The sequence below is a fragment of the Brevibacillus sp. AF8 genome, from assembly GCF_021270385.1.
Lineage (GTDB): Bacteria > Bacillota > Bacilli > Brevibacillales > Brevibacillaceae > Brevibacillus.
Window position 1 is genome coordinate 43,689 of sequence record NZ_JAGQDN010000026.1, and the last position, 11,501, is coordinate 55,189.

General features: G+C 49.2%; 13 protein-coding genes and 1 pseudogene. 7 read left to right on the plus strand and 7 right to left on the minus strand.

Annotated features, from left to right (window positions below):
* The first annotated feature begins 111 nt into the window (after window positions 1-111).
* Together KB186_RS25070 and KB186_RS25075 are read left to right on the plus strand one after the other, a co-directional pair.
* Window positions 112-411, plus strand: coding sequence for an MFS transporter (locus tag KB186_RS25070; RefSeq protein ID WP_232774594.1), 300 nt, complete (start codon window positions 112-114; stop codon window positions 409-411).
* Window positions 412-420: 9 nt separating this feature from the next.
* Window positions 421-1,341, plus strand: coding sequence for an MFS transporter (locus tag KB186_RS25075; protein WP_232774595.1), 921 nt, complete (start codon window positions 421-423; stop codon window positions 1,339-1,341).
* Between the two features lie 131 nt (window positions 1,342-1,472).
* Here the strand turns inward: KB186_RS25075 and KB186_RS25080 are convergent, their stop codons facing one another.
* Window positions 1,473-2,336 (minus strand): LysR family transcriptional regulator, encoded by an 864-nt coding sequence (locus tag KB186_RS25080; RefSeq protein WP_221869241.1) that lies wholly within the window; start codon window positions 2,334-2,336, stop codon window positions 1,473-1,475.
* Window positions 2,337-2,508: 172 nt separating this feature from the next.
* On the opposite strand from KB186_RS25080, the gene KB186_RS25085 reads away from it, so the two are divergent.
* The 4 genes and pseudogenes from KB186_RS25085 (at window position 2,509) to KB186_RS25100 (ending at window position 5,718) form a co-directional block, all read left to right on the plus strand.
* The gene (locus tag KB186_RS25085; RefSeq protein ID WP_173611410.1) at window positions 2,509-3,678 is read left to right on the plus strand and encodes a 2-methylaconitate cis-trans isomerase PrpF family protein; all 1,170 of its coding nucleotides are present in this window, start codon (window positions 2,509-2,511) and stop codon (window positions 3,676-3,678) included.
* Between the two features lie 127 nt (window positions 3,679-3,805).
* On the plus strand, window positions 3,806-4,840 hold the full coding sequence (locus KB186_RS25090; protein ID WP_232774596.1) for a Bug family tripartite tricarboxylate transporter substrate binding protein: 1,035 nt from the start codon (window positions 3,806-3,808) through the stop codon (window positions 4,838-4,840).
* An 84-nt stretch (window positions 4,841-4,924) separates the two neighbouring features.
* A pseudogene (locus tag KB186_RS25095) lies at window positions 4,925-5,053 on the plus strand (tripartite tricarboxylate transporter TctB family protein); the annotation flags it as partial.
* Window positions 5,054-5,097: 44 nt separating this feature from the next.
* On the plus strand, window positions 5,098-5,718 hold the full coding sequence (locus KB186_RS25100) for a methyl-accepting chemotaxis protein (RefSeq protein ID WP_173611412.1): 621 nt from the start codon (window positions 5,098-5,100) through the stop codon (window positions 5,716-5,718).
* Here KB186_RS25100 and KB186_RS25105 read toward each other — a convergent pair.
* The 6 genes from KB186_RS25105 to KB186_RS25130 form a co-directional block, all read right to left on the minus strand.
* Complete coding sequence (locus KB186_RS25105; RefSeq protein ID WP_173611413.1) at window positions 5,715-6,083, minus strand: MoaF-related domain-containing protein; 369 nt, start codon at window positions 6,081-6,083, stop codon at window positions 5,715-5,717. The two genes, KB186_RS25100 and KB186_RS25105, sit on opposite strands and share 4 nt — an antisense overlap.
* Window positions 6,084-6,234: 151 nt before the next feature.
* On the minus strand, window positions 6,235-7,086 hold the full coding sequence (locus tag KB186_RS25110; RefSeq protein ID WP_232774597.1) for an NAD(P)-dependent oxidoreductase: 852 nt from the start codon (window positions 7,084-7,086) through the stop codon (window positions 6,235-6,237).
* Between the two features lie 23 nt (window positions 7,087-7,109).
* Window positions 7,110-7,925, minus strand: a complete 816-nt coding sequence (locus KB186_RS25115) for a pyrroline-5-carboxylate reductase family protein (protein ID WP_173611415.1) — start codon at window positions 7,923-7,925, stop codon at window positions 7,110-7,112.
* A gap of 96 nt (window positions 7,926-8,021) precedes the next feature.
* The gene (locus KB186_RS25120) at window positions 8,022-8,702 is read right to left on the minus strand and encodes a zinc metallopeptidase (protein WP_048031441.1); all 681 of its coding nucleotides are present in this window, start codon (window positions 8,700-8,702) and stop codon (window positions 8,022-8,024) included.
* 223 nt (window positions 8,703-8,925) lie between these two features.
* Window positions 8,926-9,066, minus strand: a complete 141-nt coding sequence (locus KB186_RS25125) for a hypothetical protein (RefSeq protein ID WP_162837772.1) — start codon at window positions 9,064-9,066, stop codon at window positions 8,926-8,928.
* Window positions 9,067-9,145: 79 nt separating this feature from the next.
* Window positions 9,146-10,432 carry a glutamate-1-semialdehyde 2,1-aminomutase gene (locus KB186_RS25130; protein WP_255688960.1) on the minus strand — a complete coding sequence of 429 codons (1,287 nt, stop codon included), beginning with the start codon at window positions 10,430-10,432 and terminating at the stop codon, window positions 9,146-9,148.
* Window positions 10,433-10,597: 165 nt separating this feature from the next.
* On the opposite strand from KB186_RS25130, the gene KB186_RS25135 reads away from it, so the two are divergent.
* On the plus strand, window positions 10,598-11,440 hold the full coding sequence (locus KB186_RS25135) for a protein phosphatase 2C domain-containing protein (protein WP_221869236.1): 843 nt from the start codon (window positions 10,598-10,600) through the stop codon (window positions 11,438-11,440).
* The last annotated feature ends 61 nt before the right edge of the window (window positions 11,441-11,501 follow it).

The window sequence follows — 11,501 nt, forward strand, 5'->3', positions numbered from 1 at the left end:
TTTCGCGAAAAGAGGTGCACCTCCATTGTGATGTCGAGTCGGTGTGAATAACTTCATATTCCATCAGGACGACGTATAGGCTGGTCCTGAACCGACAGGAGGGTGCGCTTCATGTGGCATCGACGCTTTATTTGCCTCTGGGCGGGTCAGACATTGGCCAACCTTGGGGATGTATTTTATATTGTTGCGTTTATTTCGGTCATTTACGCTGCAACTGGCTCTGTCATGTACACGTCGTTTATACCGGTTGTCATTGTGGCATCGCAGTCTGTGAGCAGCTTGTTGGCACCGCTGGTGTTTCAGCGATTGTCGTTGACGGGCATGCTCGTGCTGTCGCAAGGCTTGAAGACGATACTTTTGGCTGGAGCCTCCTTAGCCGTCAGCAGCGGTGTAGGAGAGCAGGGAGAGTAGATCTGGCTGTTGTTCGGATTGGGGTCAGCCATCGCCTTTATGGATGGCTGGGCAAACCCTGCACGCAATGCCATGGTGCCGCAGTTGGTCGGACGAGAAGATCTCATGCGAGCGAATGGGTTGCTTGCCACCTCGGATCAAACCGTTCATTTTGCTGGCTGGGCCGCAGGAGGATTACTCGTTTCTTGGCTGGGAGCAAGTATCGTTCTGTGGGGAACGGTTGGTGCCAATGTAGTGGCAACGATCGCGATGACAGGCATTGCACCGGCGAAGGAAAAGCTGTGCGAAGAACAGGGGGCCAGGGCGGCAACAGACTGGCTCACTGGATGGAAAACCATTCGCGATGTGCCTGTACTGCGACTGCTGGTCGCAATGGATGTTGTGATCGGCTTGTCCGGGGGTGTGTGGATCGCTGCGATTATGCTGCCATTTGTCCTCGATGTACTTGGACAAGGAGAAGCATGGTGGGGCTATATCAATGCCGGTTACATGCTTGGAGCCATTGCGGGTGGGACGCTGCTATTGATGTATGCGGAGCGGATGCGTCGCCATTTATTTCGCTGGATCGTTTGCGGTACGATTGGAGTCGGTTTTTTTACCTTTTGTTTTGGTAGCAGTACGAACGCTCTGGTGGCACTGTTGTTTTCCTTTGCGCTTGGCCCGTTTTTGGAAATGGTGCATGTAAGCAAGCAGACTCTTTTGCAACAAGAGACGGAGGAATCGGCACTGCCCTATGTCCTGTCAGCAAAAGGTACGATTGATTTACTCGTTTTTGGGGCTTCTGCCTTGGTGATGGGTGCTATCGCTGAATGGCAGGGAGTCCGGGCTGTTTATTATGTCTCTGCTGGATTGTTACTCATCGCTTTCCTTTTTGCGTTGCGCTTGCAAAAAAAGCAGACGGAGCATTCCAGTGGGGTTACCGTAGATTAAAACACGAGCAGGCTGTCTTATCCGTAGACTTTTCTACTGGTAAGGCAGCCTTTTTTGATGATATGCTTCTTAATCATAAGAAGGTATATGTATTTTTTATCTATTTCCATAAAAAAAACTTATCGCAGTAGTTACATCAGCTTCCTCTCTTTAATAAAATCAACAAATGCTTTTAACAAAGAGATTTGCATCGATTCCTTCCGATAGATCATCCACGATTTGCGCAAGATCGGCTCTCCGTGCTTCGTCCGCAATTGAATCCGGTAAAAGTCTTCACTGCCCGTCAGGACAATCTGCGGGATGATCGCATAGCCAAATCCACTCAAGACCATCTCCTTGCACGTCTCCATGTGATCCACTTCCATCGTGATCGATGGCGGCTTGGAAAACGTCTCCTTCCACCAGTTGTCAAACAAGTTTTCTAGCGAGATATCCGTTTTGTACATGATCCTGGGGAGCCCAGGCAGCTCAGGAAGCGAAATCTCCCGCTTGGATACAATCCAGATGTTTTCTGTCATGATGAGATGCTTTTCCTCCGGCCAGTTGTAATCTCCGCGGATGAACCCGATATGCACATCCTGTTTGTACACGGAGTTCGTCAGTTCTGAGCTGCGGCTCGATGTTACTTTGAACTCCACGTCCGGGTATTGTGTATGGAATTGCTTTAAGATATGCGGTAACTTGTAGCGGGCCAGGCTGCTCGCTGTGCCGATTTTTAATGTGCCTGATATTTTATTGTCCATGCTTAACAGAAATTCTTTTGTCCGCTGCAACTGCTGGAGCATCTCAATCGCATACTTCACCAAATACTCGCCCTGCGGGGTGAACTCCACGCCTCTCCTGCCCCGATGCATGATCGTAATCCCGAACTCTTTCTCTAGCTGCTGAATGCGATAGCTGAGCGAGGGCTGGGATACATACAAAACCTCCGCTGTTTTGGTCATATTTTGTTGCTCATAGAGTGTTTTCAAGAGCAGCCAATCCTTTTCGTCCACGTCATTTTCACTCTCCCTGCACGCTTTGGTTTTGTACCTTTATTGTAGTAGCAATTGAATGAATCGTACAAAAAATTTATGGAAAATGATAAAACATTCGTATTTCTTTTTATATTCACGGGTGTGGTACCTTAATGGCACAGAATCAAAAAAACATTCATGGAGGCAGCAGATGTACGATTTTGGCCAAGTTCACAAAATCCCAACCGTGATCATGAGGGGGGGCACCAGCAAGGGATTGCTTTTACGTAGATCGGACCTTCCTTCAGATCCAAAGCTGCGCGATGAAGTCATTTTACGCTTGTATGGGAGTCCAGACAGTACGCAGATCGATGGATTGGGCGGAGGCACCTCGCTATCCAGCAAGCTCGCCATAGTCGGACCGTCCCTTCAGCCTGATGCGCATATTGACTACACATTTGGTCAGGTCAGCCTGGAGAAAAAGGTCATCGATTACAACGTTACATGCGGTAACTTTGTCACGGCAGTCGGCTTGTATGCAGCAGAGGAAGGATATGTGCCGTTACAGGAGCCGGTTACCTACGTACGCATTTACAACACCAATATCAAAAAGATGATCGTGGCCGAAATTCCTGTGAAGGATGGGCAAATCGAGTACGAAGGAGACTTTGTCATCGACGGTGTACCCGGCTCATCAGCAAAAATCATGATCAATTTTCTCAACTCCGGCGGTACCTTTACAGGGAAGACACTGCCTACCGGACATGCTACCGATACGATCCGCTTGCAAGATGGAGGTCAGTTCAAAGTGTCGATCATCGATTGCGCCAACGTTGTGGTGTTTGTGCGAGCAGAGGATGTGGGCGTGCAGGGAACAGAGCTGCAAGCTGAGGTCAACAACAATAAAGGGCTCATGTCCACATTAGAAGCAATTCGAGTCGAGGCGGGCATTTTAATCGGAATGATTCAGCCAGAAGACAGAGAGAGAGTATCGCCATCGTCACATGCACTGCCAAAGATTGCGATGATTGCTCCGCCTCAAGTGTATAGCACTTCCGTTCATCGCAGAATTGAAGAGAATGAGATCGATCTGGTTTCACGCTACATTTCTATGGGGAGTCTTCATCGTGCTTATGCAGTAAGCGGAGCCATTGCAGTGGCAGCGGCGGCGAAAATCCCGGGAACTATTCCGAATGAAGTGGTCGCCACACAAAACAAAGGAATTCGCATTGGGCATCCGTCAGGAGTGATCTATGTAGAGTCTACAGTGGAACAGCATGGAACTAACTGGATTGTGAGTCGGGCAGCCAATGGAAGAACAGCCCGTAGGCTGATGGAGGGCTATGCACATGTGCCCGTATCCGTCTTACGTAATAAATAACTGATTATTCTGCCTTTATTTAAGGAAATGAAGAAAGTCTGTGCAGTGGCGAAATACCCTTTACGGGCTTTGCCACTCACAGAACAATGTAAGCGCTTTACTAAACGAAACAGTAGGAGGAATTGTCATGCAAAGAAGAACGAAAAAATGGATGTTGGCTGTTTTGTCTACAGCACTGACGGTCAGTTTGGCTGCTTGTGGCGGGACCAAGGAGACTGGAAAAGATCAAGCGACTGCAGCTGCATCCAACTATCCGGAAAAAGCGATCACGCTCGTTGCTCCCAACGGGGCAGGCGGTGGTTTGGATAAAACGGCAAGACTTCTGGCAAAAGGTTTGGCTGACACGAAATTGGTAACAAAAACCGTCCTGGTCGAAAACAGACCTGGCGGGGGAGGCAGCGTCTACATGGCGGAATATGCCACCAAAGAAACCAAAAACCCGTACAAGCTGCTGGTGAATTCACCGCCTGTGCTTTTGAACAACCACAAAAAAGAGGGAAATAGTCCATACGGCTACAAAGATACAACTCCTCTGGCGCAATTAACGCGAGATTACGGCGCGATCTCCGTGCCTGCTGATTCCAAGTACAAGGATCTCAAGTCTCTCTTGGATGACATCAAGGCAGACCCTACACAGGTGACAATCGCTGGCGGTTCCTCACCGGGCAGCATGGACCATGTGATTGCAATGCTTCCGATCTACAAGTACGGTCTTGATCCGAAAAAGGTGAAGTATGTCGCGTATGAGGGTGGTGGAGAATCGATCACCGCGCTGCTCGGCAACCATGCACAAGCTGCTGCCAAGCCTGTATCGCTGGTACTGCCTTATTTGGAAGCGAAAAAAATCCGCGTGTTGGCCGTGACTTCGCCTGAGCGTCTTGGCGGTATTTTGAGCGACGTGCCGACTATGAAGGAACTTGGTCTGGATGCGGAATTTACGATCTGGCGTGGCGTATTGGGTCCAAAAGAGATGGGAGAAGCCGAGGTCGCATACTGGGATAAAACCTTCAAGGCATTGAGTGAAAAAGAAGAATGGAAGCAATTGTTGAAGGCGGATGGCGTAGAGGGCGATTACAAGAACTCGAAGGATTTCAAAGCATTCCTGGACGAGCAGGATAAACAGATCGAGGAACTGTTGAAGGCGATCGGGATTCATAAATAAAGCGGGACACAGAGGGAAGGGGCAAGACCTCTTCTCTCTTTCACTCGCCTCGCAACAGATTTTCAACAGGGAGGGAGAACAGCCATGAGTAAAACATTTGATCGCTATGCCAGTCTGGCTTTCCTTGCGTTGGGTGCCGGAGTTGTCTACCAGAGCCAAACTATTAGCCAAAGTGCTTACGGAAGCAATGTCGGGCCGAATATTTTTCCGATGCTTTTCAGGAAGGCAAGGAAGCTGTATTACAGGCGTCAGCCAAAATGAATATGGTTCAAAATCTGATGAACCAGAGCATGGAGTCTATGACTGAGTTGCATGGCCAATCAGAGCGAATCGGGCAAATCTCTACCATGATTTCGTCGATTTCCAACCAAACGAAACTATTGTCGTTAAATGCAGCGATCGAAGCAGCGAGAGCGGGTGAAGCGGGCAGGGGATTTGCGGTGGTAGCTGATGAAATTCGCAAGCTGGCTCAGCAGACAGCCGATTCGACGCAAGACATTCAAGGGATTATTGATAACATCCAGTCGCAAATCTACCAGTTCATGAAGCGTTCAGAGGAAGGGCATGGAGTGATTGAGGAGGGCGTCCGAATCGTCGGGCAGACTGGCGAAACGTTAGGAGATTCCGTGGAGCGGGTACAACAGACCGTTGCCTCCATTGACGATATTAAACAGCGGATGGATGAACAGGCCAAGCTGTCTAGGCAAATGGTCGATGCCGTTTTAGAAGTAACGGCTCTTTCCGAGGAAACATCGGCTGGCTCAGAGGAAGTGCGCGCTGTTGCCGAAACGACGCTGGGCGATATGGACAGGCTGACGCAATCTGTGACAGAACTGGATAAAATGATCCGACAGTTTGAAGCGTTGGTGAAGCATTAGGAGGTGGAGCTGTCTAGTTCGGTTATGGTACCAGAATGGAACAGACTTATTCGAACACCCTGTGCATCATAGGTATAATGGGTATAGACCAGCATCTTATGAAAATCAGCAACTTGGCTGACCGTATAGACTTCTTCCAGCCAATACATAAAGTATACGCAAGGGGCTATCTCCACGTAGTTGAATGTATAGTAACCATTGAATCCTTTATGCATCCCAGCAATCCCGACATCATGCCGGTGAGTAGCGTCAAAGAAATCGATGATAAATATATTGCCATCATCATAATCATAGCGAAAGGTCTTACCAGCGTATACTGGGAGTCGATGACTGTATTGTATATACGGAAAATTGGGATGATGCATAGCCTACTCCTCCTTTTGTAAGCAATATATGTCAAACATAGGCGTATGCTCTGCGTGGAATGACAAAAAACAGCGGCCATTCCAAGACTTTCTTTTTCAGGTCTTAGGTAGCCGCTGTTTCACTTATATTGGGTCAGTCAAGGCACAATGCTTATTTTCCGCCAAGGTGACGCAGGATCGCCATCAAATCGAGCTCTCCCAGTCCTGATTCCAGTGCATGGCGATAGGTGGCATTGACGGATTCCGCCAATGGTGTAGAAACGCCTGCTTCATGCGCTAATCGAAGGTCCTTGGCCATATGCTTCAGGGCAAAGGCAGCCGGATAGTCGTCAGCGAGAATCGAGGCTGCTTTTCCGCGAATTAACGGGGTTCCCACGGCGCTCTCGGAAATGATGTCCAGCATCTGTTCTGTGCCAATACCGAGAGAGCGTGCGAACAGCAATGTCTCTGAGACACCTTGTACCGTAATGCCAAGCAACAGATTGATCGCCAGCTTGGCAGACGTGCCAGCACCGTTTGGGCCCAAATAAAAGGCTGCTTTGCCTAGCTTGTCCAGCATCGGCTTGACTACCTCATAATCCGCCTTCTCGCCACCTACCATGATGACGAGCTTCCCTTCTTTTGCAGGTCCTACACTGCCAGAGACAGGCGCATCGAGAAAGCGCAGCCCAGCTTGTTTGGCCTGCTCGGCAAGAAAACGGGAAGTATCCGGGGAAATAGTGCTCATGTCCACCGCCAGCTTTCCTTGCACAGGAAGACGCAAGAGGCCTTCTGAGCCTGTATAGATTGCTTTTACAGCATCATCATCACTAACCATGGTAAAAAGTACATCGCTTTCTGCCACGAGCTCAGACAAAGTCGCAGTCTCTTTCGCACCCAATGCCACCAATGGTGCAGCTTTTCCCGGCGTACGATTCCAGACACGTACGTCGTAGCCTGCAGCCAGCAGATTGCTAGCCATTGGTATACCCATGTTACCCAAACCAATCCAACCGATGATCATCGTGTTGTTCTCCTATCCGCGATTTATGCTTTTATTTGTTGTTGAACAAGTATCTTCAAAGCAGCGTGCTTGGATTCTGTCATGGCAAACAACTCGTCAAACCCTGAAGGAAGCGTCTTGTCAAGCACACGCAAGCCTTCCTCGGTAATGCCACCTTTGGTAGCAACACGCTCGATCAGCTGGTCGAAGCTAAGCTGTTCGTTTTTGAGCAAAAGAGCGGTTCCCAGCATCGTTTCCACCAGCATGCTTCTTGCAGTATCCAAGTCAAGCTCCGGTGTTTTGCGAACGGCTGCCTGCGCGAAGGAATCAAGAATCCCTGCGATCAGTCCTGGTGCGCTGCTGGTGAGGATCGTCGCTGTTTCGATCTCGACCTCGGATACTTCCTGTGATTGACTAATGGAAGACAGGAGAGCGAGAAGCTCATTGCGATCCTCTGCACTTGTTCGACTGCTGCATGTAAACAGAGACACACCATGCAGCTCTTGCGAAGTGACTGTAGGAATTACCTTGCTTACGGCACCTGTATGGACGGTTTCCAAATCATCGATGCTAACACCTGCTGCTACAGAAACGATATGTACACTTTTGGGGATAGACAGCTCACGCAGTACAGGCAGGATATCCAGTGGCTTTGTGCAGAGAAAGACCAGCTTTGCCTGATCGCACACCTCTTGCGCACTTTTGGCTATGAGAATACCATGTGATGCTTGCAGATTTTCAGCCTTTTCTCTTGTTCGATTGAAGACGGTTATTTGCTCGGGCTGAACCACACCGCTTTTACAGAGTGATTTCACCAGCATTTGTCCCATACTGCCTAATCCAATGATTCCAATTCGCATGTGCAAAACCCCCTGCCTTATTGTAACGTAGCCTCATGAAAAAAGGTACAGCCTCCCATATGAGAGAGCTGTACCTTTGCCGTTTCGTTTAACGGATTAGTCGTCAGAGCTTCGGAAAATCATGATGTATTTCGCCAACTCCAGAACAGAGATCAGAGCAGCAGCTACGTACGTCAGAGCGGCTGCGCCCAGTACTTTGCTTGCGCCACGTTCTTCTTCATTCCGGATGAAGCCCATTTTGAGCATCAGTTCTTTCGCGCGGCTGCTTGCGTTAAACTCGACAGGTAGTGTGACGAGCTGGAAGGCAACTGCTCCGGAGAAGAAGATAATCCCGATGAGCAGGAGTCCAGCCATTTTGAAGAAGAAACCAGCCAACAGCAGCAATGGCGCCACACCAGACACCAGGTTGACTACCGGGAAAATGCGATGGCGTGCTACCAGCATCGGGTACGAGACCTTGTGCTGAATCGCATGGCCTACCTCGTGACAAGCAACGGACAGAGAGGCAATCGAGTTGCCGAAGTATACGGGATCAGACAGGCGTACGACACGGTCAGTCGGGTCGTAGTGGTCAGTCAATGTACCTGGGATATGTTGAACAGGAACGTTCGTCAAGCCGTTCGCATCGAGCATGCGACGGGCTGCCTCTGCACCGGTAAGACCGGAGGAGGTAGGAACTTCGGCGAATTTGTTAAAAGTTCCTTTCACACGGAACTGTGCCCAGAGCGACAGTCCGAATGCAATCAGAATCAGGAAATCCATAGGATGGAAAAACATTCCACACTCACTCCTCATTGTAATCTATGAAAACGAAATGTTGCTAAACCATACATGTAACCTTACTACTTCATTCTGTCCCATATTCATGTATACGAATAAGTCCTATGACAGTTTCACTATTTTATTGTACAATCTCTGACCAATATTGACAATGTTGCCGCATGCGAAAAAACAGACACATTCCTCGTCAGTATGATTGGGAATGTGTCTGTTTTGATGCTCATCTGTCGTGATTTTGAGTTTTATGATGCTCGGTTTTTCGCGGGTTTTGAAAGCCCTTCACTTCGAGCATCTTACTGCTCATTTTGGAATCCAACGTCTTTTCAGGAGCCTGCGGATATGATTTTTCACCTTTGGACACCGGGATATCCTCCTCGAAAACATAATCGCGAACAGGTTTATTATTTCCTCGGACGGATACGAAAGGACGTGGGAATGGTTTACAGCTGAGAAAAGGCGCGGTCTACAGCCGCGATGGTGTATTGGATGTCTTCTTCTGTATGAGCTGTCGTCACGAACCAAGCTTCATATTTAGATGGAGCCAGGCATACACCTTCATTCAGCATCAGCTGGAAGAAGCGGGCAAAAATTTCTCCATTCGCTTTCTGAGCTGCATCGTAATCATGAACAGGCTCGTCCGTAAAGTAAACAGCCAATGCCCCTTTTACACGATTGAGCTGAATGGTCACGCCGTGTTTGTTTGCCGCTTCGATGATTCCGTTCGCCAGCATAGCGCCAAGTCGTTCGAATTCATCGTACACGCCCGGCTGCTTCAATACTTCCAGGCAGGCAATACCCGCACGGATAGAAGCAGGATTACCAGCCATTGTTCCTGCTTGATACGCAGGGCCGAGTGGGGCGACTTGCTCCATGATTTCCCGACGACCGCCATAAGCGCCGATTGGCAGACCGCCACCGATAATTTTGCCCAATGCAGTCAGATCAGGCTCGACTCCGAGGAGGTTTTGTGCGCCGCCATAGCAGAAGCGGAAGGCCGTGATCACTTCATCGTAGACGACAAGGGCGCCAGCTTCGTGCGTAATGCGGTTAACCTCTTCCAGGAAGCCAGGCTCAGGTGCCACGATACCGAAGTTGCCGACAATCGGCTCAACGAGGACGCAAGCCGTTTCGCTTCCCCATTTGCTCATAGCTTCTGCGAATGCTTCGATATTATTAAAAGGGACGGTAATGACTTCGCTGGCAATGCTTTGCGGAATACCTGCACTGTCTGGAATCCCCAGAGTAGATGGCCCCGAGCCGGCAGCAACGAGCACCAAATCAGAGTGGCCGTGGTAGCAGCCTGCAAATTTGATGATTTTGACACGTCCGGTATAGGCACGTGCTACACGAATGCAGGTCATGACTGCTTCTGTACCGGAATTGTTGAAGCGAATGCGCTCCATCGAAGGGATTGCTTCACGGATCATGTTTGCAAAGGTAATTTCCCATGGAGTAGGCGTACCGTACAGGGTTCCATTGGCAGCCGCTTCGCAAATCGCTTTGGTCACATGTGGATGTGCATGGCCAGTAATGATGGGGCCATATGCTGCTAAATAGTCAATATATCGATTGCCGTCCACGTCCCAGAAATACGCGCCCTGGGCACGTTCCATCGTTACGGGTGCTCCCCCGCCTACGGCCTTGAAAGAGCGGGAAGGGCTGTTTACCCCGCCTAGAATGACGTCGAGTGCTTGCTCGTGCAGTTGCGCGGATCGTTCACGTTTCATGCATATTCCCTCTTTTCTTTTGGAACTACCTCTTTTGGAAAAAGTCCTTCATTATCTTACCACAGCTGTTCAACAAGTGGATATGAACGGAGAGCTATAGATGAAGGAAAGGAAAAATGATACAATTTTCAAGCAAATCACTCCAAGGGTAAAGGCGGGGTCATCATGAAACTTGAGTGCATCTCCATGAAAGGAAGCGGCAAAAGCAATGAGGACGCCTATGTGATTCAGCAGGTCAAACATGTGTATGCGGTCATCGATGGCACTACGTCGCTGATTCCGTATGAGAACGAAGCAGGGCAGACAGGAGGAGCTATCGCGGCTGACCTTGTAAAAAAGCAGTTGGAAGCAATGCCGGAGGATGCAGCTTTGCACAATTATTTGGGGACGATAAACGAAACCCTTCAGGAGCAGATGCGGCAAAGTGGCATCAATCTTGAGAAAAAGGAAGCATTGTGGGGAGCGGCCTGTGCAGTCGTTCGTGTAGGAGATGCCCATATCGAGTATGCGCAGTTGGGTGATTGCATGATATTTGCCGTTTATGATGATGAGATGGTAAGACCCCTGACGCACACGCAAGTCAGCCATTTGGACCAGGCCGCCTTGGCGAAGTGGGAAGAAGGAATCAACGAAGGATCGTGTACCCGAACAGAGCTGTACGAACGATGTATGGACATCCTGATCCATAACCGCTATCAGGCGAATGGACCAGGAGGCTACGGAGTGTTGAATGGTGATGTTGCCTGTCGGGATTTTATCGAGTATGGACGCATGAATCGAGTTGGCGTGAAGGCATTGGTGCTGGTAACGGATGGTCTTTTCATGCCGAGAACTATAGGTGGAGCACAGCCAAAGTGGGAAGAAACGGTGCTGCCGATTGTACATAAAGGGCTGCAACGTTATACAGACGAGCTCATCACTCTGGAAAATAATGATCCCGAATGCCTCCACTATATCCGTTTTAAAAAGTCAGACGACAAAACGGGCATGATCCTTTATCTTCAATAACAGTTTGGTGCAGTTTGCCTTTTGCACAATTCGATTGGCTCATATACACTACAAATGGTAT

Excerpts from the sequence above, each read along its gene's own strand:
- KB186_RS25070 (WP_232774594.1), top strand. The coding sequence starts at position 112 with ATGTGGCATCGACGCTTTATTTGCCTCTGGGCGGGTCAGACATTGGCC.
- KB186_RS25085 (WP_173611410.1), top strand. The coding sequence starts at position 2,509 with ATGTACGATTTTGGCCAAGTTCACAAAATCCCAACCGTGATCATGAGG.
- KB186_RS25090 (WP_232774596.1), top strand. The coding sequence starts at position 3,806 with ATGCAAAGAAGAACGAAAAAATGGATGTTGGCTGTTTTGTCTACAGCA.
- KB186_RS25100 (WP_173611412.1), top strand. The coding sequence starts at position 5,098 with ATGAATATGGTTCAAAATCTGATGAACCAGAGCATGGAGTCTATGACT.
- KB186_RS25105 (WP_173611413.1), bottom strand. The coding sequence starts at position 6,083 with ATGCATCATCCCAATTTTCCGTATATACAATACAGTCATCGACTCCCA.
- KB186_RS25110 (WP_232774597.1), bottom strand. The coding sequence starts at position 7,086 with ATGATCATCGGTTGGATTGGTTTGGGTAACATGGGTATACCAATGGCT.
- KB186_RS25115 (WP_173611415.1), bottom strand. The coding sequence starts at position 7,925 with ATGCGAATTGGAATCATTGGATTAGGCAGTATGGGACAAATGCTGGTG.
- KB186_RS25120 (WP_048031441.1), bottom strand. The coding sequence starts at position 8,702 with ATGTTTTTCCATCCTATGGATTTCCTGATTCTGATTGCATTCGGACTG.
- KB186_RS25130 (WP_255688960.1), bottom strand. The coding sequence starts at position 10,432 with ATGAAACGTGAACGATCCGCGCAACTGCACGAGCAAGCACTCGACGTC.
- KB186_RS25135 (WP_221869236.1), top strand. The coding sequence starts at position 10,598 with ATGAAACTTGAGTGCATCTCCATGAAAGGAAGCGGCAAAAGCAATGAG.